Consider the following 25602-nt stretch of genomic DNA (forward strand, 5'->3'; position numbering starts at 1 on the left):
TAAGAAAAGAAGTGGTACTAAAATAACCATTATTAAAGATATTCTTTGATATGGATTCATATAAAGACGCCCCTTTATGGATAAATAGTATTGTATGTATATTTACAATTGAGTAACGTTGAAAGTTCATTATTTATAATGAAAATTTCATTTTAATACAAAAGGGAATGGATATGAAAGAAACAGAACAACTCGAACAACTTAAAAAGAACATTTTGAGCTTGTCAATGTCTATGATTGATGCGCCATTACGTGGATTAAGCGGATCACAGATATGGACAGTTAATAAAACTCTGGAAAATATATTAGGGAAAACAGATATCACGATAGAAAAGTTAATGGATGAAGCAAAAGAATAAGGATGGTTTAAACCAAACAATAAATAAGAGCAGCTAGCAAAAGCTAACTGCTTGGTTCTCCAAGGGGGAACAAGGAGAAAATCTAATGTCATATACAGTATTGACGGAATATTGAGTTTTATTCTATTAAAATCCAAAAAACAAATTTAATAATTACGATGCGATTAAAGATACTTAAAACACACTATTGATATTAAGTACAAAAGTAAGAACAATGTAAGTGTGATTGTAATTATACTTCTAATCGTTGTTTTCGAAGTAGTTGGCGTATTCATTCCTATAAGGCCACCAATGAATGTCCAAGCTGTTAATATTAGTAAAAAAATTATTGGGTCGGTAGAACTCCAATTCATCGCTGTATTAATAGATTCATTTTCAAAGTATAGGATAAGTAAACCAACACAAATAAATGAAAAAATAAAAGACCATAAGTTTATAGTATGCTTCATGATTGCTTCTCTATTAACATGATATTTTTTACTAAATTTTAGCAAAGAGTAAATGGAATTTAAACAAAATAATCCTTTTACGAAGAAAGGACCTGTTGTCTTCAACAGGCCCTTTCCTAAAATGGCAAAGAGTAACTCTTACCTTACTCTTCCGCTATATAATACACAAGACAAGTATAGATGTACAGAACAAGAAATTCCAGTATGATTATTTTAATATATAAAATTAACGTGTTATAAGAGAAATAAACATCAGGAATTAAATTACAAATGTTGGTTTATTAATGAATTTCAATGATAGGATCGAAAGTGATAAATAATAAAGTAATATTATAATAATAAAATATGAAATATTGCATATTTTATTGAAGTAGAAATTTACATGTAGGAAGCGAGGAATAACAATGGGACTAGGAAACCGTGGGGTGGGATGGCATTTGAAATGCTTATCAATTTAGCAAACGAAATGTATCAAAGAGGGGGCGTGGCGCTTATCGACGAGTGTCCGACTCCTGTGAAGGTGTTATTTTCGAATTTCCCCAAAAAAGTACGCTATTCTATGCAAATGACGTCCTACGTGAAAACACCGCATATCATTTTAAGAAAAGGTATTTAGAAAACGAAAAATCAACTCATCCGGCTGACGCGCCATTTCCCCTGTACAAGGATTCTCCCACCACAGAACGATAAAATTATTGAAGAGAATTATGAGCCTTACTTGACGAAACCAATGATAGGAAATTCATGTTGAGATATACATATTCATTATTGAAATTAGTAATAATAAAATGTATTATTGAAAAGCACTATTTATAATTCAAGTAATCAAGGCTATGTATCCACAATAATTTGAACATTCAGAAATTATAATATTATCTAAAAATGAGGTGAGATTAATAGAAAAAGTACATATTAAATGGTATGGATTGTATAGTTTAAATGATTTTTATAGTAGAGAAGAAGCTTTTAAGAAGGGAATATTTGCAATCTCTAGAGTATATGCTAAAAATGAAACATTGATCTATATAGGAAAAACCAAAAGAAGCTTTATACAAAAGATAAGGGAACTTAATAAGGATTGGACTTTTGATGAAAGCGAATTAAAGATTACATTAGGAATAATAGAGTTTCCTAGTGGTGAAAGTTACTCTGAAAAAAAGGTAAAAGAGATAAAATCCCTTCTGATTTTACGACATACCCCAGTAGAAAACAACACATCTTTATTGTACCATAGAGGGCAGTTTAATTTAAAAATTATAAATAAGGGAAGAAGGGGCTTAATTGTTAAAAAGATTTCTACAGGAGATCTAATGTGGACGTAATTGGAATCATCTTTGAATAAAATTGAAGGTTTCTTACGAACAGGAGTTTATCAATTTTTAATGTATTAAAATATTTTTGAATAACATATGTCAGATGCTTGAATCAACACGAATTTTATTATGATATGAAATCTTGTATGGGAATTGTGATTTATTTCCATCGTTTAATAAAAATATTAAGAATTATAAGAATAATGCATAAAGATTAGAAGAGAAAATAAACTCGGGGGTTTAAAAAATGGGACAAGTAAGCAGGTTTCAAGAAAAACAACAAAATCGTCGTAAAAAGGTGGTTTTTAATATTGCATTTACTTTGGTATTAGTGACAGTTGGTATAGTGACATACCAGTTGTTTTCCCCTTCTGATACATCAAAGAAAGCAATTGCTCAAGAAAAGAAAGCAACAAAGATAGAAGAGAAGAAACGTAAAGAGAAAGAAGCAGCGCAGTTAGAAGAGAAGAAACGTAAAGAGAAAGAAGCAGTACAGTTAGAAGAGAAGGAACGTGAGGAGAAGGAAGCAGCGCAGTTAGAAGAGAAGGAACGTGAGGAGAAAGAAGCAGCGCAGTTAGAAGAGAAGGAACGTGAGGAGAAAGAAGCAGCACTGTTAGAAGAGAAACAAAAAGCAGAAAAATCGGTAAAAATGAACGGAAATGAAAATAAAGAGGGAGAAAAAACGGCATCTCAAGAAAAGGGTTCTCAAACTAATCCTTCTTGGAAGCCAATTGGTACAGTGCAAGGAGCAAAACCTGAAATGAAATTTAAAGAAGGAACAGTAGATTGGAGTGAGATGAAACAAGCAATTTCTTATGCTGTTGATGTTCCAGAGAGCCAATTGATTTTCGATTTTATTGGGAATAATGGTGATAATAAAGCCTACGGTAATGTACGAGATAAGCAAAGTAATAAAAAATATAAGGTTGATATTGATTGGGTAGAGAATCAGGGGTGGAAACCAGCATCCGTTCAAGTGGTGAAATAAATAATAGAAATGTAATTATGTGTTTAAAAGTTTACTTTTTTTAAAACTCCAAAAAGAGTCCGTATCAATCAGGACTCTTTTTGTTATGTTGACAGCATTAATTACTTGGACTCATTTGTTAGATCCTGATGTGGATCAACTTTGATAATCAATAAAGTCTCATCTCGTGTGAGCGTTCATCTATTAACCAAAGAACAACAAAAAAACGATTACAGGATTAAGTTGTACAAGAAAATAGAAAGGAAGGAAATATTCTCCTCGTAGTAAACGACTTAGTAGTATCGATCTTTATATGACCAACACTCCTGCACCTAGAGAAAACAATGAAAAGCTCAAGGAAAGAAAACAACAAAGATAGAAGGGAAACACAAAGCAGAAAAATCGGTAGCTACATGTGAATGATTTGAAAAATCTTCATTATAAATTTAGGCTAACTTCACATAGAGCACATATTAATATTTTATTATTTATATGTAATGTAAGAATAAATAAAGTGAATTGTATTTCGTTCTGTTTTTAAAAATTTAAAATTCCTTTATTTTTATATAAAGGTTTTACATCGGATTTTTAAATATTTTGGAAATAGATCAAAATAAAAGGAGTTCATATAAAAGGGGAATGTCCTATGACAACATATACAAGTGAATTGAGAAAAAGTTTAGTTTCAGAAGAAGATGTAGATATTTTGAAAATTATGGCGCATCCAATCCGCTTACAAATTGTAAATGAATTAAGTACGAGAAAAACGTGTAATGTAACACAATTAACAGAATTACTGAATATTCCACAATCGACAGTTTCACAACATTTATCAAAAATGAAGGGTAAAGTGTTACGAGCTGAGCGAAAAGGTTTAGAAATTTATTATCATATTCATAATTTAAAAGCGAGTAAGATTGTAAGTGTTTTAGGATATATAAACTAATGAAGTATTTTCATATAAAATAGCCGCTGCTGGTGAGAAGGGGCTATTTTGTGTTGCTTTATGTATTTGCATTTGAAATTTTATAGTTTTTATGATTTACAATGGTTCGATCAAATTCAAAAGTACACCGCTTACTACAATCATATCCCATAATAATAGTTCCTCCTTTTTAGATAAGGGGGGATTAGAGCTCATTTCATGGAATATAACGGGTTCACTTTACCTTGTGTTTTTAAGGATGAATTGAGCGGGTCTCTGTAAAAATAGAAAAAACATCTTAATGCGCATTTATCTAAAATTTTTTTGTGTCATTAGCCCTTTTTACTACATAGCTTATTATAAATTGTTTTAGGGAGGGGTATAAGTAATGGCATATACTTTAAATGATATTTGTATCGATGTGTGTCTTATAGTTACGTTTACTCCGAGTGGTGGGGTAGAATCAATTGTAAGTGGTGGAGAAGAGTGTGGATCTAGTCCTAGTATAGTGATTAATTCTGATGGCTCAATTACTATTACATTACCATTAGTAGCCTGTTTATCCCTCGTATTAAATAACGACTTAAGTGTTGGGACATCATTAACAAGCTTGTCTTTTAAAACTTCTTAAGTGAGTTACTAATTTTATAATACTTAGATTAATAATATTGTTTACTTATAAATAGAGTACTTTCTTAAAAATCATTTTTATTTCTGCTTTAATAGGGATAGAATTACATGTATTAATGGATTTTATTCCTATAATCGGATGACTGAGTAAAGAGGTATCAAAGTTATTATAGGTTTATTTTAAGAAAATAGATAATTTAGGAAGACCACTTCCTTTATTGAAAGGGGTGGTCTTTTTTAAGTTGAGGTTGTATTCTCGTAAATAACTGTTGTAGTTTTCGAAAAATGTTTGATTAATTTAACGTTATGATCCCTGATAGAAGAACAAAAAGAAAAAGTGCATTCGGAAAAATTTTTTTATTAAAACATGCTTTTTCTAAGTTCAATTTAATTTTGTTTCAAATTCAGCTAAAGTACTTGAAGCGCTACTAAACTTTTGTTCAGAAAGTTGTCTTGATTTTTGAGCTTCCTTCATTCTGTCTTCCATTGGAGCTACACCTCGTGCCCCTTGCAATATAGCATTTGCTGCATTTTCTCTATAATTTGCCGCAAGACCAAACTCTTCTCTAAATTTATTTATTTTTTCTTTTAGAACAGGGTCATTTATTTTATCAGCAGCATTAAAATTGATATTCACTTTTGACAATTCCCTGTATTTAGTTGATACAATCTCCATTTGTTTTTGTAAAGTATTTTGGTCTACAGTTGCTGGAGTTTCTCCCTCTTTGTTGAAAACTGATTTTACTTCTTGATTCCATATATCATTATACTCTTTTATCATGGAATCAATTTTAGGTTTAATTTCATTCTTGTATGTAGCAGCATCCTTGTCTGAAGAAGATTGAGGCTGTTCTTGTTTAGTTGTAGTCTCTGTATAATGCTGATTTATATTAAATCTAATTTTATATTTTTGTGTCTTCGCAATGGTTATTTCAGGACTTTGTTTATTTATTTCAAAAGTAAAATCAATCCACTGTATAGATTCCAAATCTTTTGTTCCGTAATCATTAAATACAATTTTATTATCCTGTGTATCATCTATTTTTTTAGTAGGATTTATAAAATTTTGTTTAATAAATGTGGATGGCTCAAATAGATCACCCTGATTAGTAGTAGCACGTATCCTATTAAAGCTAAAAGAGAAAGTAGAATTTGTTGTATTTTCAATTGTAAATGCAATTCGGAGAGAACCCACATCTTTTCCATTTAAAGTCCTTTCTTTATTAGTTAAAGATAGTTGGTTCATATATACTTTAAGCCCATCAAAATTATCTTCGAATTTTGCATTATCATAAATTATGAAATGCTCATTATTTGTACCATTAGGACTATATTTATAGGGCCCAGCATTAATAGTTGCATTTATTTCTTTTACCGGCACCTCTTCTTTTGTATCTTTTTTCTGTGTATCGCTTGATTTTTTTGAGCTCTCTTGCTTGGATTTTTCCGCTGTGCTAGCAGTATCATTAGATTCACAAGCTGTCATCCCCATAAATAAAGTACTACATGTTAAAGCTACTAATAATTTCTTATTCAAAATTCAATTCCTCCAAATATTCAAATGTAATATTTATTATAAAAAATTTAGTTCCCTATTTTTTTAAAAGTATCCACTTTGGTGTCTTAATTTAAAAAAGTACCCATTTTCTTGTCTTGATATGAGGACAAAAAAATGGGTACTAAATAAAATGTATCTGTTAATAATTCAGTATTTTACACTATAAGATTAGTTCCTACTTTCATGTCTTTGTACACATTGCTATTAAGTTAAAATTTATAAATCTAAAAAAGCGTGGAAAGATTTATTTTCCAGGCTTCTTATTATTAATAAATATTTACTGTTGTTCTAAATTTTTTATATAAGATTTCACAGCTTGCAATAAGAATTCTTCCTGTCCCATACCAGCATTCGTTGCCATTTGCACTATTTTTTGCTTAAATTCATGATCCGCATGAAAAGTTAATGGCTCTACATTACTTTTAAAGTAAACTCCTTCTACATGTGGAAGGATCGTACCTGATTTCATATGAGAATGTAAGTATTTAATCTCTTCTTGAAACTGTAATGGATCAACTTGTAATATGAAAGGTTTAATTTCTAATTTAATAGTATCTGATGAAATACTCAATCGCATATTTGTGACACCTAGCTCTTTGTAAAATAAATTTATTAGATTATAAGTAATGGAATTAAATAGCTGAGGTTTTTTAAATGAAAAAGATAAATACCCTCGTTTTGTAATTACAGCTTGCTTACGGAAAGGTTCAAAGGAGTAATTATGTTCTTTATACGTGGATAGGGGGAAAATTTCTTCGTCTTCTGTAAGAATCTTGCCGTCTGCTCCATTGATTTCTATTACTCTCGCTATTTTTCTGGTATGTTGATGGGTTAATAATTGATATAAATATATATCTTCGTCTTGAATCTTAGCAATGAATGTTTTTCGCTCTTTTGAGGTAGTTTTTTCATAAGTAAGTTGAAAAGTTTCAAGGTCATCTTTATCAATGATATATACTTCTTTTCCGCGCTTTTCAATCTTTGAAGCAGATAGTTTTCCAGATTTGATATATGTAAAGACAGTAGATGTTGCTACATTCAGAATCTCAGCTGCTTCTTTTGTACTATAACCCTCAATCTCTTCGCTATTTTTTAAACGTTCAATATCCTCTAAATAGAAAATCTTACTACCGAATTGCTTCCAGTTATCTTTATATACACATTCTATTAATCCATCTTTTTCTTTCTTTAAAATTGTTTGTACCGTTACTCCTAATAAGTCGGCTGCCTCTTTTGTCGTTACAGTAGGTTTTGTAATGAACAATAAATCTTGTGTCATGAAAGGACACCTCCATAACTATTGTTTACTAGTATTTTAGATATGTATATATCATATCAGAATATGAGATATATTTAAAATGAGAAATAGAATTTATTAAAGTTTTTATAAATATTTATAGTTCAAAAGCGTTTTAAATTTAATTTATCTCTTAATGTATTTTTAAATTTATTTTCTTTATAAAAGGGATTTAAATTCTAAGGTATTAACTATTAAATGATATCTATTTACTAATAAATTATAAAAAAATATAAGTATAAGATAATAGAGAAGAATATAGGGTTCTTACAGAAAGAAAATGATTTATCATTTGTATAATTAATAGAAGTAAAATAAAATGATAAGTAAGGATAATAAAGAGAATTATATTCATAATCTTCAATAGGAGAGGTGAATTCGAAATATGGATAAACAAAATGAAAAAGAGAACTTACCTATAACAATGAATCAAAGTGAAGATATAGATACATATGTAGAAAATATAAGAGATATGGTTCCATTCCTGCATGATAGTCGTTATGTAGATAAGGTGGAAGAAAAGATGGAGGTTGCAGAAAAAGAGGGAAAGAGTAAATATACGTATTTACGTGATCTGGAAGTTATTTATCATTTCGTACATTTACAAAAAGATATGGATGAGAAGAAGAATAGAAAAGAGGATACGAAAAAGAGTTATGTTTCTGAAATCTTATCATTTTGTCAATGCATGGTGCAGCATGCAGAAGAATTCGATTTGAATGGGGAAGAGGTACAGCAAAATGACTCTTTATTAAAAACATTGCAGCCTTGGCATATTCGTAAATATAATGCTTGGTTGAAGCAGGTAGAGAACGGTAGGGATGGGGATACGTACGCGGTCGCAACACTTGCCAAAAAATCAGTACTTATACGTTCTTTTCTAAAACACCTTTATGTATTTGCTTATATTAAAAGACCTCTTCATGAAGAACTGCAGCGTGCAAACGTAAATGAACAGGATCGGCCAAATCGGGACCTATCCTATGATGAAGTAATGAAAATTTTAGGGTTTTATAAAGAACAAGGTCATTTAGTAAACTATACAATTTTACTATCTCTAGCAAGTACCGGTGCAAGAATTCAAGAATTGTGCACCGCGAGAGTGAAAGATTTACATTATGACGGAAAGTATTGGCTAAGGGTTAAGGGAAAAGGGGATAAAGTACGTGAACTTTTCATTCCTGAGCATTTATTCCAATGTATTAGCGAAATGAGACGGAGAAGAGGATTCCAAACGATATTGGATCGGGGAGATGAATGTCCTTTATTCGTAAATCAAAGAGGGAATTTTTATAATCCAAAAACGTTATCGAATCAGGTAACAGATATGATAAAAAAGACAAACTTAGAGTTTCTACTGTATCGCGAAAATCCAGTAACGGCGCATACATTCCGTCATGCTTTTGCAATCATGGCAGTTGAACAAGGAAACGCAGATCTATATCATTTAATGCAAACGTTGGGTCATGAAAATATCCAAACAACAAAGATCTATTTAGAGAAGCATATGAAACGGAAGAATAATGTGGGTACTTCATTTGCGGATATGCTGCAATGAATAAAATAGAAGAAAATAGTTATCTCATGCATAAATATCATAATTAGGCACATGTTATATACAAATATGATGGAGGTGCAATTATGAATATTCAAAGACACGAAAATAATACAAATGAAGTTCTTATTTCTGCCGCTGCAAGTGCTATTGAGCAAATGAAGTATGAAATTGCTCGTGAATTAGGAGTCACACTGGGACCTGATACTTCAGCGCGTGCAAATGGCTCTGTCGGTGGAGAAATTACAAAACGCTTAGTTCGAATGGCTGAAGAACAGTTAACAGGTCAATACAGTTTACACTAAGTTAAAGCAGTAATAAAAAAAAGAATCTGTAATGCGGATTCTTTTTCCCTTTTATTTACAAAAAATAAAAAGTGCAATTGTGAATTTGAAAAAACGAACTCTCAGATTCCTTTGTAAGGGTTTTTACTAACGAGGGTAATACGATAAGTATAGAGTTTTTTTGGGTTTTATAAAAACGAAATGAATAGCGTTTAACGTAATGTTGGTTTATTTCGTAATTTCAAGTGCATAATATATAGCCAATTTTAAAATTGTCATTCCTTACTATATCCCGATTGTTAGGTAAATAAAGGATTATCCTTGAAACAAATAAGTATTTCTAAGCTCTAAACTTTATAAATAAATTATTAAAGACATTTGATAATTTGAGTAGGCACTTCCTTTAATAATTCACCGTGCTATGCATATTAGGGGGTATTTGGTTTAATAGAATAGTTAAGAGCCTCTTTTTAATATATATTATACTTATAATTTATAGTTTAGATAGTCTGTAAAATAAGGCCTTCTTGAAAGCTACGAATAATAGCTAGATGTTGTTTCTTACGGATAGTAATCTGAATAAGACCAAGTTTATTTGTTCGCTCCAAAGCTTCTTTTAATAACAAATATGTCTTTTCATTACCAACGGTAGAACCCATAAAATAAGAGCGATCGAAAAAAATTTCATCAATTTCATCATTTTGGATAAAGGATGAAAGGCGAATTAATCGAGGTTCATGTTTTTTTTGTAGTGTGTTTAATTCTTTATCTTCAACAATTATATATTTATGCGGCGCGTATTCATAAGCTTTTACAACGTCTTCATCGCTTACTTCATTATCTGTACAATCAGGAGAAACCTTTTTATATTTAATGGGAGTAAGACATTCCTTATGAAGACTTAAAAATTTAATATCTTTTTCTTCTACAGAACTATATAACCTGATACCGATGTTTAATAATCCAAGTGAAAGAGAACCTTTCCATACCGTGTGCATTTGAAACTTCTCCTTTCATAAATAAAAAATTCATATGCATTTCTTATATTTTTTATATTTCGGGAGAGACTAAAAAAACTTTGAAAGGGAGGGTTCAAAAATGCAATTAGCTACACATGAGTTACGTGATTTAAGTGAATTAATTGCTGGTTGTTACAATACAATTAATACGATGAGTACATACATTCAGCAAGCACAAGATTTAGAATTAAAACAAATATTACAGCAACATTTTCCGCTCCATGTGGAAGACTATAATTTAAAAGTAGAATTTGTCCAAAGCCAGAGTACGCCCGATATTGAACGTTTTCAGCCCTCTAAGTTAAATCCAGTATTGGTTTCTTATTTAAAAGCACCTATTGAACATTATCCTTCTGTTGCACCTAGTATAAATGGAGCACCTCCGAACGATCGAGCAATTGCTACGGGATATCTCTTAAATCAAAAATCAGCTGCACTAAATTATGCTGGGTCTTTATTAGAGTGTGCAAATCCAAATTTGAGGTCTTTTTTAGAAAAAGCTTTTTTAAATAGTAGTAGACATGCATATGATATTTGGCAATACATGGTGAAAAAGGGTTACTATCCGCTATCTCCAGCACCAGACTCTGAAATACAAGCTATAGCAAGTATTTATCAGCCTGTTAATCAGCCGTTACAATAATATAGGAAATAGTTAGCAGCAAATTTAAAAATATATATTAATTAGATGATACTGGATAAAGCTGAACAGATTAATGATTTTTACTCTGCTCAGCTTTATTTTTTATTCGTCTCTTAGGAAGAAATTCAATAATTTATACATAATTAAAGTGAGTTTTTTCCATAAAAAGGAATAATTATTTTTCCATGATTCGTAGCATATTAAAAATATAGGAGGTGATACAATATGGCAAACACAAATAGCGGAAGTCGTAATGAATTATTGGTTCAAGGCGCTGAGAATGCAATTGATCAAATGAAGTATGAGATTGCACAAGAGTTTGGTGTACAACTTGGTGCAGACACAACAGCTCGTGCAAACGGTTCTGTTGGTGGCGAAATCACAAAACGTTTAGTTGCAATGGCTGAACAACAACTTGGCGGTGGAGTTAATCGCTAAGTTCAATTATAAATAAAAGGGAATTAGTGTAAGAAATATCAAATATTAAAATCAATTTCTTTTGTTCATTCATTAAAAGATAAACCCTTATAGTAAACGATTTCCCATTCAAAGATTATTGATAATCTTACTTAATAATCTTTGAGTATTTTATTTGTAAATTTCTTTACTAGACTACAAACATACATTGTTGGGAAGGTGTTTCCCATGCATGATAAAAAATATTTTGTAGGAAAAAACATACTTAAAAATTTATTTTCAATATTGAAAAATATACTTATAATGATATTTTCGAAAGGGAGGTTTTTTAAAATGGGTGTATTAAGTGGAAACCCTCAAAATGAACCTTTACATTATGGAGAGGTATTTGATATTTGGAGTTATCTTCTTGCCACACAAGGAGCTGTTGCCGGACATCAAGTATTTATGAATCACACAGGTGATGAAGATTTAAAAAATTTTTTACAAAACTTAATTGAGAATGATATGACTCCTGAAATAGAAGAGCTAAAAACCCTTTTAAAAGTAAATGGAGTGGCTTTACCACCAGCACCTCCAGAAAGACCGGTTGCTTCTATTGAAGACATTCCTTCTGGTGCACGCATCAACGATGCAGAAATCGCAGCAGCCGTTGCAGCAGCTCTTGCAGCAGGACTAGTAACTTGTAGCCAAGTTATGGGAAAATGCCTTCGAGAAGATGTAGGCATGCTTTTTGGGCAAATTCACATGAAGAAAGCACAAGCAGGCGTAACATTACTACGTTTAAGCAAAAAGAAGGGGTGGATAGTTCCTCCACCTTTACATGTTCGAAATTCTGAACAAGCTTAACGATAAAAAAGTGGCCAACGGCCACTTTTTTATTTCAATTTATCAGTTTCATCTTCTACTTTTCTAGATGGACTTTCTTTTTTATTCTAGAATAATCTACATACTCGTCAGAAATCTCCATGGCATATTTATCGTGACCAATAGTAGTGGATTCTCGTGAACCCTCATCTGCATGTAAAACAACTTTCTTCATATAGATATGAAAAAATATTTCTGCCACACCAATAAGCAAAGCTGCAAAAAAAGCAGACGCTTCAATATTACGAGTTAAATTTATATTTGTTAAAAAGTAAGTTAATGCCCAAATTCCCACAAAACTCAAACCCAAATCAGCAATGGTAGCAACTATGTTTCCATACTTAGGTAAAATAAATAAATCTTCTATTAAATAGGCCACTCCAGTAATTAATAATGAAATGACCAATATTCTAGGAATCGAAATACCCTGAAAGACCCCTAGTATCATCAATAAAACAGCACTAATAGCGGTATATTTAATTAATAAGGCAACTATATGTTTCATCTGTATTCCTCCAATTCTTTAATTGGTATGTAAGGAGAAAACGTCTTAATAAAAACGGGCTTTGCCTTCATAAAGCACAACCCGTTTCATCGTGTTGTGGAGGTCTGTTTAATACATGATACTCATATGGCAAGCACTTTTCATTTTGCTCTCCTACACATTACTATTTTGTGAAATATATGTATAATTTATACTTTGAAAAAATGAAAAAGTGAATACCAAAAAAGGATTATATATTTCCTATTACTTTTAAACATATTAAAAAGTAAAGGAGGTGACATAACATGTCAAACAATAATAGTGGAAGCAGCAATCAATTATTAGTACATGGCGCTGAACAAGCTCTTGATCAAATGAAATATGAAATCGCTCAAGAATTGGGTATACAACTTGGTGCAGACGCAACAGCTTGTGCAAACGGTTCTGTTGGTGGTGAAATCACAAAACGTCTAGTAGCAATGGCTGAACAACAACTTGGCGGTGGAGTTAATCGTTAACTTTAAATATGCATGGATAAAAAGGAGAGACACATCGTCTCTCCTTTTTTTAAAGTGTAATTTATTAAGGAATAAATTACTTTTCAATTCTTCATTCAGTTTTGATCTATAAAAGTAAGTTCCTTTTTTCATTATTACCTTTAGTATGTAGAGTTACTAAAAATATTATCCTCTAGACAATCCTCATAAATTTCCGTAAATAAGCCTAGATTCACTGATAAAAAGGATCAAAAGGGGCGGGAATTGTTTTTATGGAACGATAGAGCATTTCAGATACCGTTACACATTTATAATCATTGTCTTTTAAATACCTCATGATACTTTCTAATGCTTTAACTGTCTGAGATAATTGAGAAAATTCACTACCATTCCAATCATGGAGTAGAATGATATTACCAGGTTTAACACCTTTGGTTATATATTTAGAAATTTTGCTAGCTGCTGGGTTTCTCCAATCTTGAGGATTCTGATGCCATGACCATAGAATAACGAGTTTCCCATTTTGTATAGCTGTATTAATAATTAAATCGTTGTGAAGGCCTCCGACTGGACGATAGAGAGTTGGTTTATAGCCAGAAATTTGCTTGATAATTTCATCTGTCTGATCTAATTCTGCTGTTAATTTAGCAATAGTAATGTTTTTGTCATATATATGATTATAAGTATGATTAGCAATTTCGTGTCCTTCTTTTACTTGCCTTTTTAAAATAGAAGGAAATCTCTTAACTTTATTACCTGCTACGAAAAAGGTTGCTTTCGCATTGTATTTAGCCAAAATATCAAGTATTTGAGGGGTGAATACAGGGTGAGGCCCATCATCAAATGTTATTGCAACTATTTTTTCCTTTGTATTTACTTCCCAAATTAACTTCCCTGTTTTTTCATACGCCTTACGACTATCTGTAAAAGCATATATGGGTATCTGTGTGGAACAAAAAGAAACGATTAAAAGAATGAGGGCTATCCAATTTTTTTTCACGAATAATACACTCCTATGAGATACAAGTAAGTTTAGTTTATGGAGTTATTATCAAATTATTTAATAAGAAATTTAAAAATTGGATAGTGGTAAGTTGAAGATTAGAACCATCATTTTCTCATCAGTTGAGGGTTCAATTTTATATTGGTGCTATTCATCGTATACACTCCCTTTTAATAGCACACTTCTCATATTTTAAATTCTCTACTTTTTGATTAACCATTTTATCATATCTCGGTTGCCACCACTTAACGTATAGGGGATTATCTGGAAGTGTGTCTAAACGTACAATTTTCTTTTTTGATATGGTGACCCCATAGAGATAAAAATTTCGTTATGGGGGTACTTTAAAATCTTAGCTTGATGGGCATGGAGAGGTACCCCTTTAACTATCTCCATTCTTATTTGTTTATTTTATTTGATGTTTTAGACAACCATTAACAAATAAGTTATCCAAAACTCTAGAACCCATATAAGCAACAATTATCTTCGCAATGATAATCAATATATATACAATTGAACTAACTATAAATACCGCCATGTAGCTAACATTAAAATTAAAACTAATAACCCATGCTACCCCCAACCAAATACTTGACCATCCTGCAAAAGAAATCAAAAATATTAGAAAGAAACCTAAAATAGTAGCTATCATCGTCTTTTTATCCAATTTCCTCATCTCCTATTTAAAATAGAACGCCAACCTAAAGATTGGTAGCATTTAAAATAGTAATTGTTATAAGAATATATACATATTTTCTATTCAAATGCCCATTGTGTCAAAATAAAACCAGTTAATTATAGGTATTTTTCGACGTAATTAACTCATAATTCCTTTTTAGTATACTCTTGACTTCTAAAGATTACAAATGTAATATGATTATCGTATTACATTTGTAATCTTTGAAAGGAGAATCAGTATGAATAGTCTACCCAAGATATCAGAAGCGGAATTAGAAGTCATGAAAGTACTATGGGAAACGAAAGCTTCACTTACTGCAAACGAAGTAATTCAATCCCTTGAAGGAACGAATGATTGGAGTCCTAAAACCGTCCGGACATTGCTCAACAGGTTAGTAAAAAAGAAAGCAATTTCTTCTAATCAAGAAAAGGGGAAAATGTATACATATAACCCATTATTTTCCCAAGATAATTATTTGCAAATAGAAACAAAATCTTTTCTGAAACGTTTTTATGGTGCTGCATTAAAACCATTACTTGTGAATTTTATAAAAGAAGAAAAACTTTCTTTAGAAGAAATTGATGAATTAAGAGAAATTCTAGATGACAAAGCTAAACCTCACCAAAGAAGGAATAAATAATTATGTTTGGTGTATTACACAATGTGTATCTTCCTATAATCTTTGATTGGGTAATAGAAACTTCTATTATGGCAAGCATATTAGTTGGTTTGATCCTATGTTTGAAAATGTTATTAAAAAATCAATTAACACCAAGATGGCAATATGCATTGTGGTTAATTCTTCTTGTAAGACTTATGCTACCTTGGTCACCTAATAGTTCATTTAGTATGTATTCTATGCTTTTACAAGGCTATGAAAATCTAAGTAATCCCATGCAGGAGCAAACCTTAAAAGCGGAAAATGAAGTGAAAGAAGAAGTAATATTTCAGGATGAAGGCAAAAGTTCCGGACATTTATCTATATATGAAATCCTCATGTATGTATGGTTATTAGGTGTACTTTGCTTAAGTTCTTCTACTATAATTGTAAATCGACGTTTGCATATTTATTTACATAAACAACCTGTTATAACGAACGACAGAGTTTTACGTATTTTTGAAAGTTGCAAAGAGCAAATGTCAATTGAACGAGATATCTCATTACTTCTAGCTGGAAAAATTTCAAGTCCAGCACTCCAAGGATATGTAAGGCCTAGAATTTTAATATGTGAGAAACATGTTACGCAATTAGATGATAAACAACTACGATTTATTTTTTATCATGAGTTAGCTCACTTTAAGCGAAAAGATGTGGGAGTCAATTGGATCATGTATAGTTTACTTCTCATAAATTGGTTTAATCCTATTCTGTGGTATGCGTATTATGCAATGCGTGAAGATCAAGAAATCGCCTGTGATGAGTTAGCACTCACTTTTATTGGCTACAAGGAAAAACTAGCATACGGCCATACTATTATTACATTATTAGAACACTTTCCAAAATACAATCAAACGCCAAGTTTAAAGAACTTAAGTAGCAATAAATATGCACTAAAAAGGAGAATTTTGATGATTAAAAAATTTAATAAAAAGTCATACCGCTGGTCAATTTTAGGAATAGCAACAGTCGTTGGTTTGTCTATATTTTCTTTAACGAATGCAAAAACAGCAGAGAATTCTAACAAAAATGAACATAAAGTAGAAAATAGAGAAGCTAATGGTAATCAAGATATTAATAAACCAAAAAGATTTTTATTTATGCTTGAAGAAGCACAAATAAAGAGTCTTAAAGATAGAGGATTACCCACAAAACAAACACGTGAGGAAGCTAAGTCCACAGGGCTGATTTTGGTTCATTCTAGGTTTGATAACCGAGAAGAAGCACCCGGTTTTTGGATTAGTGCTTCAGGTGAAGTAGATGTTATAAAAAAAGAAGAATATCCAACGAAATATGGAATAAGAAGCTATGCGTTTACTGAGGAGTGGTAATAAATTTGTAACGATAGATTTATGTATAGAGGGAGGTACAAAAAATTGAATAAACGACATATTTTTATGGGGGCTGCAATAAGTAGTGCTTTATTATTAGCAGCATGTGGTAATTTAGATACTATTGCATCATCAAAATCAGGAAATTTAACAAAAGAAGAGTTTAATAAGGATTTAAAAGAAAAAGCTGGAAAAGCTATTTTACAGCAAACAATGTTGAACAAAATTTTACTTGATAAATATAAAGTTTCAGATGATGAAGCAAAGAAAAAAGTGGAAGAAATAAAAAAACAAATGGGAAACAATTTTAATATGTATTTAACACAAATGGGTGCTAAAAATGAAGAGGGATTAAAGGATATACTAAAATCACAATTAGCTTTTGAAAAAGCTGTTAAAGCATCTGTTACAGAAAAAGAGATAAGAGATTACTATAAACCAAAATTAAAAGCAAGTCATATTTTGGTGAAAGATGAAAAGACCGCAAAAGAAATAAAGGAAAAATTAAGTAGTGGAGAAGAGTTTGCCGCATTAGCTAAACAATACTCAGAAGATCCTGGTTCAAAAGAAAAGGGTGGAGAATTAGGAGAATTTGGTTCAGGCGAAATGGATTCCAAATTTGAGGAAGCTGCTTATAAATTAGAAGTTGGCCAGGTGAGTGATCCAATTAAATCATCATATGGCTATCATATTATTAAATTAAATGAAAAAAGAGAATTAAAGCCTTTTGATCAAGAAAAAGGAAGTATTCGTAAAGAACTTGAAGCAAAACGTTTAAAAGATCAACAGTGGCAACAAGAATTCTTCAAAGAATTATTCAAACATGCAGATATAAAAGTGACCGATAAAGATTTAAAAGATACTTTTAAGGAATTTGAAGAATAAAGCCTACTTAATCGATTTAATAAACTGTACCCAAAATCATGGACACTTAAGAAAGTCTATGATTTTGGTTTTAGGCATTGTTATTATCCTTATCTTAACTGATATTGAAAAGTTAGGACATGCTATTTCCGGTGCATTTATTGCAACGATTTTCGGTATTTTATCAGGTTACGTATCATGACATCCATTTACAAATAAATTAAAGCAAAAATTTGTCGCTGAATTAGAGAAGAAGCGTTTAATTATTGATTGTTTATTAATGCTACAAAAAGTTGTATATCCGTTTATTATGAAAAATCGTATTTCAGGTGCGTTTTCTGAGACTGAACGTAAGAAGCTAGAAAAAGGAGCGAAAAAATGCGGAGTAAGAAAAATAGAAGAAGCGAGAAGAAAAAACATGAGGAGCACATTGATGAAACTTGGTTAATTCCGTATTCTGATATGCTAACGTTGTTGTTTGCTTTGTTCATTGTTTTATTTGCAATGAGTAGTATAGATACTGCAAAATTTAAACAGATGGCAGTAGCTTTACGAAGTGAACTAGCAGGTGGAACAGGAAATAAAGAATTTTTAAGTAATCAAAAGCCAAACGAGAAAAAAGAATTATCAGCAAGTAACCTTGAGGAAGAACAAGGAAAAAAGCAAGAAGAATCTAGAGATAAAGAAAAAAAAGAAATGGATGAATTGAAAGCATTACAAAAAAAGATTAATCAATATATTAATGAGAAGCAACTATCTGTTTCTTTTCAAACTAAGTTAACTGAAAAGGGATTAATGGTGACGATATTAGAGAATGTACTGTTTGATTCAGGGAAAGCGGATGTTAAATTGGAATCGTTTGGGATTGCAAAGGAAATGTCTAATTTACTTGTTTCAGCAGCTCCACGTGAAATAACTGTATCTGGTCACACTGATAATGTTCCAATTGCCAATGCAAAATTTGCTTCAAACTGGGAATTGAGTTCACAGCGCGCTGTAAACTTTATGCAAGTATTGCTTCAAAATAAGGAGTTGCCAGCAGAAAGTTTTAGTGCAATTGCTCATGGAGAATATCGTCCAATTGAGAAAAATGATACGGAAGAAGGAAAAGCAAAGAATAGGCGTGTGGAAGTGTTTATCTTGCCTTTAACAGAGAAGACAAAATAAAAGGGGATGGTGCGAATGTCATCCTCTTTGCAGAGCGCTGTGTTTGCTTACAATAAAATTGTTTAATTTTAAAACCCTTATATAGAATGAGTTATTTGGAGGAAATTGACTTGAGTGAATACAATATGGTAAGTGTACCTAATCCCTATGTATATCAGACACTACAATCGGTAATTGGTAAACATGTGGTTATTGAAACTGTAAGAGGAAAGTTAAAGAATGTGAAACTTTTCTATTGGAATAGAAATCCCCTTGCTGACTATATATTAAATATAATTTACAAATACGGTGAGTGAAATTTTATAAAGTGTGTAGAGTTGAGATTACATTTAATACAATTAGGGAAGAATGGCATATAAGATGATGGATTAAATACATTTACTTTTATAAAAATGGAGGAGTGTTATGAACGCAGTTTCTAAAGAGTTTAAGCAGACCATAAACGCATTAAGTGCTGCTAACACATATTTAGATTGCTTAGTGCAAACTAAAACGTATCTGCAGTTTCTAATACTTATCATATTTTGTATTATTACTGTTTACATACCTTTTCCATCATTCATGCTTAATTATATAAATGAATTAGATATACTGATGCAATACATAATTAAATCTGTTTATTTTTCTTTTCCTATTTCATTAGTTTTCCTATTTATAATGAGGGATCAAAGATTTTTGTTTTCTAAAAAAATCACTTTCCAGCAACTAAAAATTTCTGTTTTCTGTGCTTTCATTATTTATGCTATTATATTGTTATTTTTAGCCGTACTAATATCTTTTACAACATTCAAAGGAACATCTAATCCTATTGGGAATGAAGGAATTACTAATATGTTTTACAAAACGCCTGGGATTGCAATTCAATTAATCGGAGAGAACATTATGTTTGTATCTATATTGTTCTTTTGGCATAAGATCATACGCTCCTTCAAAATAAGCCCCATAGCTTCAATTACAACCTCTTTAATATTGTCTGGAAGCTCATTTGGATTACTCCATCTCTCTACGTATAACTATAATTGGGTACAATGTTTAACTATCATTGGAATACCAGCTATCGCTCAAATGATTTTCTTTCTAATATTTAAAAATATTCATATGGGATACATACTTCACTTCAATTACAATTTAATCATTATACTTTTTAACTATATAGCTTCTATTTAAAATAATTTATTACTAAAAATAAAAGAAAAGGTACCCCTGCTGCAAGGTACCTTTTCTAAGGGGTATAACTCATTAGCTAAGCGGCCGTTGGTCAAGTATACCGCCTAGACTATTACATGAGTTATGTTTTTATTATACATTGATCATATCAAAAATATTATCATTAGTGAAATTAACTTTTATTATTTTTTAATTTTAAAGCTGCCACCATAATAATAATTTTCTCCAAGTTTCATAACAGCTACATATGATCCTGGATCATAAACTGATGTAATAGGTGTTACAAATCTACCATAATTATGCTCAGTACCAGTATCATAAATTGTTTTATATCTTTGCATATTTACTACTTCATTCTCATCTTCACTTAATCGATATATCTTTACAATACCTTTATCTTTACTACCTGTATAAATTTTAATGTCCAAAGTATCTCCATGTTTTAAATCACCAACAGCTAATTCTTGTAAGAAGTCAGCATTATGATGAAGTAAAAAATAGTTTTGCCATTGCCAGTCATCGAAAACCGGTGATGTTTTTTGTATAAATTGAGATTCAGCAGAAGCAGGTGTAATGCTTCCTGCAGTATAGGAAAATACACTTCCTCCAATAGTTAATGCTCCAATAATAGCTACTTTTCCTAAAAGTTTCATTTTTAAGCCTCCTAGTTTATTAAGAACTATAAAATCTTACTCATGAAAAACAGCTGTCAAATCATTAGATGGTAATATTTTCTATCCAAATTTTAACATATACAGATTTCCCTGCCAATCAATTGATAAAAATATGGGATAAAATAAAGTTGGAGTATAAATACTTTGAAAATTCTTAGTAAATTAGCACTAAAAAGAATCCATTAAAAAAAAAGATTAAACAAATTTGATTCTTTTGAAATTGCTGCTAGCAGCACCTTTCAAAAGAATCGTTATAACAAAAAACACACATTATTGATACAATATACTTATTAATTGAAATACAGAGAAAACAAAATATAAATTTAGGAGGAGAAATACTTTGGAAATAGTTCAAATTAAGAATATCCTAAGAAAAAAAGCAACTCTCTTTCAAACAGGAGGAAAAAGACCTGATTTATCTATAAATGAAAGTTGGATTGGAAGAATTACCTATTCATTACCAAATGAAACTTACCCAATCGACCGCTATCAAGAAAAGATGTATGCGATCATGATGCTTAATTTAACTCAAATACCTTTTGTTCCTGAAGCAGTAAAAGGCACGAAAGCCATCGCAGTGTTTCTTTCTCCAAACTTTGCAAAAGACTTATCCAACTTATCAGGAAATTTTTGTATTAGAGAATATGATTCTATAGAGGAACTAGTGCCGAATGAGATGTCACTTACGTTTCCAGCTCTAAAGCCTTTCCCCTTAATACCAAAGTTAGTAGTTGATGAATTTCCACAATGGGATACGGAAGATTTCCCCAACAACATACAGGATAGAATTTTAGAACTTGAAAACACAATTGAGATTGACTATTACGAGGATATTTTTGAAGAAAATCATTATATACATAAATTAGGGGGCTATGCTTGCTTTGCCCAATCCGGTATCCAATGGCCCGCGGATTATGAATTTATTTTTCAAATAACAGATGATCCAAAAGCACATTTAAAGATTATTCATGGTGGCGGAATTTATTTTGCTAAAAATAGGAAAACAAATGATTGGATCGCACATTGTGATTTCTTATAGGACTAGTATATAAAGTGACGTTTTCTCATATAAAATCTTGCTTAGCGTATATTCTCGTTACAATATTGGCGGTATGCATATAACTATAAGTATTAATGGATTAAAAGGGAAAAGGGGATTTACGATGAAGAAATATGTCAAGTTACAGGTGTTAGGTAGGCCATCCAGTCTCATTATTTAAAAGAACTCGAATAAAGTTCTTTTTTAATTTGTAATTGCCCTCCCATAGTGGTTCCTGATCCCCGGAATCGTTTCCGTACTACATAACCAGGTCTTTTTAGAACAACATTGTCACTTTACTCATAATTTTGCCGTGCGTTAATTATTAACCCATAAGCTTGCCATGAGTTTTATTAATGTAGATTTTGAATAATGAGCAATGCATTTATAATTGTTATAGGAATACTTACTGTTCTAGCAAGTATTAAGTCATTATTCTAATTCACTATTGTTCGTTCGGGTGCAAAAATAGTAGGATTTGAAAAGAGAATGAAAGACTTTTAGCGGAACTGAATTATATATTGTTAAACCATAGAGTTTATAATTTTGGACAAGCTATTCACCTTGGGTAGTTTGTCCTTTTTTGATTATATGTAAAATTTTTATTAATAATTTTTAATATTAATTTATATGAAAACTCATGTAATTCAATATGAAATAATACATTTTATAATAATTTATTAAGATAAAATGTTATATTTTTAGATGGGATATATAAATGGAGGAAATGTTATGAACGAGAATTTAAAATTTACTCAAATGATGATTGGTATTAGTACGATGGCATTATCATTTGGAAGTATACAAACACAGGTTTCAGCAGAAGAAAACGCACCCTATAATACGTTACAGATGAAACCGATCGGGACAGAAACTTTAAAAGATGAAATTGCACATGCTCCAAAAGCAGATGGCACTTTGACTTTTGAAGAGCGTTTAAAAGTAGGCGATTTTTCACAACGACCTACTTCGGTGAAGAAACAGGGTGAAAGGCAATTAAAGCAAAGCTATACTCTGGCAGAACTGAATAAAATGTCTGATAGTGAATTCTTTGATACGTTATCAAGAGTTTCATGGAATCAAATTACAGACTTATTTCAATTCAATCAAGAGACGAAAGCTTTTTATCAAAATAGAGAACGTATGAACGTTATCATTGATGAATTAGGACAAAGAGGGAAATCTTTTACGAAAGAGGACTCAATGGGAATTGAAACTTTCGTTGAAATATTACGTTCTGCTTTTTATGTGGGATATTTTAATAATGAATTGGGTTACTTAAATGAGAGAAGCTTCCATGACAAATGTTTACCAGCATTAAAAGCCATTGCAAAAAATCCAAACTTTAAATTAGGTACAGCTGAGCAAGATAGAGTAGTAGTTGCGTATGGAAAATTAATTAGTAATGCTTCTAGTGATGCTGAAACAGTACAGTATGCAGCAAATATTTTAAAACAGTTTAATGATAACCTTTCTATCTATGCTAATGATTATACGAAAGAACAAGCTGTATATGAAATCGTAAAAGGTATTGATTATGATATACAATCTTATTTGCAGGAAACGAATAAAAAGCCTAATGTAACAATGTGGTATGGAAAGATAGATAACTTTATAAATGAGGTTAGTAGAATTGCTCTCATACGGAATTTAACAACTAAGAATAGTTGGCTAATTAATAATGGGATTTATTATGCAGGACGTTTAGGAAAATTTCATAGCAATCCAAACAAAGGATTGGAAGTTATTACACAAGCGATGAATATGTATCCTCGTCTAAGTGGACCTTATTTTATAGCGGTAGAGCAAATCAAAACAAACTACGGTGGAAAAGATTATGATGGAAATGCAGTAGATTTACAGAAAATACGTGAAGAAGGGAAGCTACAATACTTACCTAAAACATATACATTTGATGATGGATCTATTGTTTTTAAGACAGGCGATAAAGTAACAGAAGAAAAAATTAAAAAGTTATATTGGGCAGCCAAAGAAGTAAAGGCACAATATCACCGTGTAATTGGAAATGATAAAGCACTAGAACCAGGTAACGCAGATGATGTGCTGACAATTGTAATTTATAATAATCCAGATGATTATCAATTAAATAGACAATTATATGGATATGAAACGAACAACGGTGGTATTTATATTGAAGAGAAGGGTACTTTCTTTACATATGAGCGTACACCAAAACAGAGTATTTATAGTCTAGAAGAGTTATTCCGTCACGAATTCACTCATTATTTACAAGGAAGATACGAGGTTCCTGGTTTATTTGGGAGTGGAGAACTATATCAAAATGAACGCTTAACTTGGTTCCAAGAGGGGAATGCAGAATTCTTTGCAGGATCTACACGTACAAATAATGTTGTTCCACGTAAAAGTATTATAAGTGGCTTATCATCTGATCCAGCAAGCCGTTATACTGCAAAGCAAACTTTGTTCGCAAAATATGGATCATGGGATTTTTATAATTATTCCTTTGCACTACAGTCTTATCTATATAATCATCACTTTGAAACCTTTGATAAGATCCAGGATTTAATCCGTGCAAACGATGTGAAAAATTATGACGTGTATCGTGAAGCATTAAGTAAAGATGCACAGCTGAATACAGAATATCAAACGTATATGCAGCAGTTTATTGATAATCAAGATAAATACAATGTACCACAAGTAACAAATGATTATTTAATACAACATGCACCTAAGCTGTTAGCTGAAGTGAAGAAAGAAATTGTAGATATAACTAATATAAAAGATGCAAAAATTACAAAACATGAGTCTCAATTCTTTAACACATTTACTGTGGAAGGTAAGTATATAGGTAGTACATCAAAAGGTGAGTCTGAAGATTGGAAAACGATGAGTAAACAAATCAATCAAACCTTGGAGCAGTTGTCTCAAAAAGGATGGAGCGGCTATAAAACAGTTACAGCCTATTTTGTTAACTATCGTGTGAATGCAGCCAATCAGTTTGAATATGATATTGTTTTCCATGGTGTTGCAACAGAGGAAAAAGAAAAAACAACGACTATAGTAAATATGAATGGACCATATAGCGGGATAGTAAATGAAGGAATTCAATTCCATAGTGATGGCACAAAAAGTGATGATGGAAAAATTATTTCTTATCTATGGAACTTTGGAGATGGTACAACAAGTACTGAAGCCAGCCCTACCCATGTATATGGAGAAAAAGGAACATATACTGTGGAACTAACAGTGAAAGATAGTAGAGGAAAAGAAAGTAAAGAACAAACAAAAGTTACTGTAAAGCAAGATCCGCATACAGGTGGATCCCTTGAAGAGGAAAAGGTACTCCCGTTTAATAAGCTTGTAAAAGGAAATCTGATTGCTCCTGATCAAACAGATGTTTATACGTTTGATGTTACAGTTTCAAAAGAAGTAGATATTTCTGTGGTAAATGAACAAAACATTGGGATGACATGGGTACTTTATCATGAATCAGACATGCAAAATTACGTAGCTTGTGGTGAAGATGAAGGAAATGCTATAAAGGGAAAATTCGTAGCGAAACCAGGAAAATATTATTTGAATGTGTATAAATTTGATGATAACACTGGCGAATATTCATTATTAATAAAATAATTTTATTTTTAATATGTATATAACGGTTGGTTTTTAGGAGGAGTCTGTCACGATAGACTCCTCCTATTTTTTATTTAAAAGCATAAAATTTAAGTGAGTATTTTTATTTATTGAATCATGAAATAACGCTAGCTTTCATAA

At 31.2% G+C, this 25602-nt stretch carries 25 protein-coding genes and 4 pseudogenes; 21 read left to right on the forward strand and 8 right to left on the reverse strand.

Going from position 1 to position 25602, the window contains the following annotated elements:
• The first annotated feature begins 173 nt into the window (after nt 1-173).
• The 5 genes and pseudogenes from ACSG5Z_RS24430 (at nt 174) to ACSG5Z_RS24450 (ending at nt 4034) form a co-directional block, all read left to right on the forward strand.
• Complete coding sequence (locus tag ACSG5Z_RS24430; protein ID WP_097890069.1) at nt 174-359, forward strand: hypothetical protein; 186 nt, start codon at nt 174-176, stop codon at nt 357-359.
• A gap of 853 nt (nt 360-1212) precedes the next feature.
• Nucleotides 1213-1340: pseudogene (locus ACSG5Z_RS24435) on the forward strand (Holliday junction resolvase RecU); the annotation flags it as partial.
• A 355-nt stretch (nt 1341-1695) separates the two neighbouring features.
• The gene (locus tag ACSG5Z_RS24440) at nt 1696-2130 is read left to right on the forward strand and encodes a hypothetical protein (RefSeq protein WP_002004029.1); all 435 of its coding nucleotides are present in this window, start codon (nt 1696-1698) and stop codon (nt 2128-2130) included.
• A 238-nt stretch (nt 2131-2368) separates the two neighbouring features.
• Entirely contained in the window at nt 2369-3109 is a 741-nt protein-coding gene (locus tag ACSG5Z_RS24445; protein WP_262751746.1) for a YrrS family protein, read from the forward strand.
• Between the two features lie 625 nt (nt 3110-3734).
• The gene (locus ACSG5Z_RS24450; protein ID WP_060487300.1) at nt 3735-4034 is read left to right on the forward strand and encodes an ArsR/SmtB family transcription factor; all 300 of its coding nucleotides are present in this window, start codon (nt 3735-3737) and stop codon (nt 4032-4034) included.
• Between the two features lie 58 nt (nt 4035-4092).
• Here the strand turns inward: ACSG5Z_RS24450 and ACSG5Z_RS24455 are convergent.
• Nucleotides 4093-4158: pseudogene (locus ACSG5Z_RS24455) on the reverse strand (DUF2187 family protein); the annotation flags it as partial.
• A gap of 243 nt (nt 4159-4401) precedes the next feature.
• Here ACSG5Z_RS24455 and ACSG5Z_RS24460 point away from each other — a divergent pair.
• Complete coding sequence (locus tag ACSG5Z_RS24460) at nt 4402-4644, forward strand: hypothetical protein (RefSeq protein ID WP_060487299.1); 243 nt, start codon at nt 4402-4404, stop codon at nt 4642-4644.
• A gap of 381 nt (nt 4645-5025) precedes the next feature.
• On the opposite strand, the gene ACSG5Z_RS24465 is transcribed toward ACSG5Z_RS24460, so the two are convergent.
• The gene (locus tag ACSG5Z_RS24465) at nt 5026-6180 is read right to left on the reverse strand and encodes a ribonuclease (protein ID WP_353841969.1); all 1155 of its coding nucleotides are present in this window, start codon (nt 6178-6180) and stop codon (nt 5026-5028) included.
• Nucleotides 6181-6478: 298 nt separating this feature from the next.
• Nucleotides 6479-7480, reverse strand: coding sequence for a helix-turn-helix domain-containing protein (locus tag ACSG5Z_RS24470; RefSeq protein ID WP_435712367.1), 1002 nt, complete (start codon nt 7478-7480; stop codon nt 6479-6481).
• 403 nt (nt 7481-7883) lie between these two features.
• Between ACSG5Z_RS24470 and ACSG5Z_RS24475 the strand changes: the two genes are divergently transcribed.
• Nucleotides 7884-9056: a tyrosine-type recombinase/integrase gene (locus tag ACSG5Z_RS24475; RefSeq protein ID WP_435712368.1), complete on the forward strand. Its 1173-nt coding sequence runs from the start codon at nt 7884-7886 to the stop codon at nt 9054-9056.
• An 83-nt stretch (nt 9057-9139) separates the two neighbouring features.
• Nucleotides 9140-9358 carry an alpha/beta-type small acid-soluble spore protein gene (locus tag ACSG5Z_RS24480; RefSeq protein ID WP_435712369.1) on the forward strand — a complete coding sequence of 73 codons (219 nt, stop codon included), beginning with the start codon at nt 9140-9142 and terminating at the stop codon, nt 9356-9358.
• Between the two features lie 482 nt (nt 9359-9840).
• Here the strand turns inward: ACSG5Z_RS24480 and ku are convergent.
• Nucleotides 9841-10335: pseudogene (gene ku, locus ACSG5Z_RS24485) on the reverse strand (non-homologous end joining protein Ku); the annotation flags it as partial.
• A gap of 100 nt (nt 10336-10435) precedes the next feature.
• Here ku and ACSG5Z_RS24490 point away from each other — a divergent pair.
• The 3 genes from ACSG5Z_RS24490 to ACSG5Z_RS24500 all read left to right on the forward strand — a co-directional run bounded on the left by ACSG5Z_RS24490 (nt 10436) and on the right by ACSG5Z_RS24500 (nt 12265).
• Nucleotides 10436-10999 (forward strand): spore coat protein, encoded by a 564-nt coding sequence (locus ACSG5Z_RS24490; RefSeq protein WP_435712370.1) that lies wholly within the window; start codon nt 10436-10438, stop codon nt 10997-10999.
• A 225-nt stretch (nt 11000-11224) separates the two neighbouring features.
• Complete coding sequence (locus ACSG5Z_RS24495) at nt 11225-11437, forward strand: alpha/beta-type small acid-soluble spore protein (RefSeq protein ID WP_002090678.1); 213 nt, start codon at nt 11225-11227, stop codon at nt 11435-11437.
• Nucleotides 11438-11749: 312 nt separating this feature from the next.
• A complete protein-coding gene (locus tag ACSG5Z_RS24500; RefSeq protein WP_435712482.1) occupies nt 11750-12265 on the forward strand; it encodes a DUF3231 family protein in 516 nt (171 codons plus the stop codon).
• Between the two features lie 55 nt (nt 12266-12320).
• Here ACSG5Z_RS24500 and ACSG5Z_RS24505 read toward each other — a convergent pair whose 3' ends face one another.
• A complete protein-coding gene (locus tag ACSG5Z_RS24505) occupies nt 12321-12788 on the reverse strand; it encodes a YndM family protein (RefSeq protein WP_435712371.1) in 468 nt (155 codons plus the stop codon).
• Between the two features lie 284 nt (nt 12789-13072).
• Between ACSG5Z_RS24505 and ACSG5Z_RS24510 the strand changes: the two genes are divergently transcribed.
• Nucleotides 13073-13285 (forward strand): alpha/beta-type small acid-soluble spore protein, encoded by a 213-nt coding sequence (locus tag ACSG5Z_RS24510; RefSeq protein ID WP_435712372.1) that lies wholly within the window; start codon nt 13073-13075, stop codon nt 13283-13285.
• A 211-nt stretch (nt 13286-13496) separates the two neighbouring features.
• On the opposite strand, the gene ACSG5Z_RS24515 is transcribed toward ACSG5Z_RS24510, so the two are convergent.
• Together ACSG5Z_RS24515 and ACSG5Z_RS24520 are read right to left on the reverse strand one after the other, a co-directional pair.
• Complete coding sequence (locus tag ACSG5Z_RS24515) at nt 13497-14264, reverse strand: polysaccharide deacetylase family protein (RefSeq protein WP_435712373.1); 768 nt, start codon at nt 14262-14264, stop codon at nt 13497-13499.
• Between the two features lie 409 nt (nt 14265-14673).
• Nucleotides 14674-14934: a hypothetical protein gene (locus tag ACSG5Z_RS24520; protein ID WP_435712374.1), complete on the reverse strand. Its 261-nt coding sequence runs from the start codon at nt 14932-14934 to the stop codon at nt 14674-14676.
• A 250-nt stretch (nt 14935-15184) separates the two neighbouring features.
• Between ACSG5Z_RS24520 and ACSG5Z_RS24525 the strand changes: the two genes are divergently transcribed.
• The 7 genes and pseudogenes from ACSG5Z_RS24525 (at nt 15185) to ACSG5Z_RS24555 (ending at nt 20133) form a co-directional block, all read left to right on the forward strand.
• Nucleotides 15185-15586 carry a BlaI/MecI/CopY family transcriptional regulator gene (locus tag ACSG5Z_RS24525; protein WP_435712375.1) on the forward strand — a complete coding sequence of 134 codons (402 nt, stop codon included), beginning with the start codon at nt 15185-15187 and terminating at the stop codon, nt 15584-15586.
• A 2-nt stretch (nt 15587-15588) separates the two neighbouring features.
• Nucleotides 15589-16935, forward strand: a complete 1347-nt coding sequence (locus tag ACSG5Z_RS24530; RefSeq protein ID WP_435712376.1) for a M56 family metallopeptidase — start codon at nt 15589-15591, stop codon at nt 16933-16935.
• Nucleotides 16936-16980: 45 nt separating this feature from the next.
• The gene (locus ACSG5Z_RS24535) at nt 16981-17820 is read left to right on the forward strand and encodes a peptidylprolyl isomerase (RefSeq protein WP_435712377.1); all 840 of its coding nucleotides are present in this window, start codon (nt 16981-16983) and stop codon (nt 17818-17820) included.
• Between the two features lie 67 nt (nt 17821-17887).
• Nucleotides 17888-18247, forward strand: a pseudogene (locus ACSG5Z_RS24540) (MotA/TolQ/ExbB proton channel family protein); the annotation flags it as partial.
• The gene (gene motB, locus ACSG5Z_RS24545) at nt 18178-18966 is read left to right on the forward strand and encodes a flagellar motor protein MotB (protein ID WP_435712378.1); all 789 of its coding nucleotides are present in this window, start codon (nt 18178-18180) and stop codon (nt 18964-18966) included. The pseudogene ACSG5Z_RS24540 and the gene motB, both read left to right, overlap by 70 nt.
• Nucleotides 18967-19052: 86 nt before the next feature.
• The gene (locus ACSG5Z_RS24550; protein ID WP_435712379.1) at nt 19053-19262 is read left to right on the forward strand and encodes a DUF2642 domain-containing protein; all 210 of its coding nucleotides are present in this window, start codon (nt 19053-19055) and stop codon (nt 19260-19262) included.
• A gap of 109 nt (nt 19263-19371) precedes the next feature.
• Nucleotides 19372-20133, forward strand: a complete 762-nt coding sequence (locus ACSG5Z_RS24555; protein ID WP_435712380.1) for a hypothetical protein — start codon at nt 19372-19374, stop codon at nt 20131-20133.
• 182 nt (nt 20134-20315) lie between these two features.
• Here ACSG5Z_RS24555 and ACSG5Z_RS24560 read toward each other — a convergent pair whose 3' ends face one another.
• Nucleotides 20316-20786 carry a DUF5065 family protein gene (locus ACSG5Z_RS24560; RefSeq protein WP_435712381.1) on the reverse strand — a complete coding sequence of 157 codons (471 nt, stop codon included), beginning with the start codon at nt 20784-20786 and terminating at the stop codon, nt 20316-20318.
• Between the two features lie 361 nt (nt 20787-21147).
• On the opposite strand from ACSG5Z_RS24560, the gene ACSG5Z_RS24565 reads away from it, so the two are divergent.
• Nucleotides 21148-21846 carry a DUF1963 domain-containing protein gene (locus tag ACSG5Z_RS24565; protein ID WP_435712382.1) on the forward strand — a complete coding sequence of 233 codons (699 nt, stop codon included), beginning with the start codon at nt 21148-21150 and terminating at the stop codon, nt 21844-21846.
• A gap of 732 nt (nt 21847-22578) precedes the next feature.
• Complete coding sequence (gene colA, locus ACSG5Z_RS24570; RefSeq protein WP_435712383.1) at nt 22579-25461, forward strand: collagenase ColA; 2883 nt, start codon at nt 22579-22581, stop codon at nt 25459-25461.
• Nucleotides 25462-25602: the final 141 nt, after the last annotated feature.

The sequence above is a fragment of the Bacillus pretiosus genome (assembly GCF_051294775.1).
Taxonomy (GTDB): Bacteria; Bacillota; Bacilli; order Bacillales; family Bacillaceae_G; genus Bacillus_A; species Bacillus_A wiedmannii.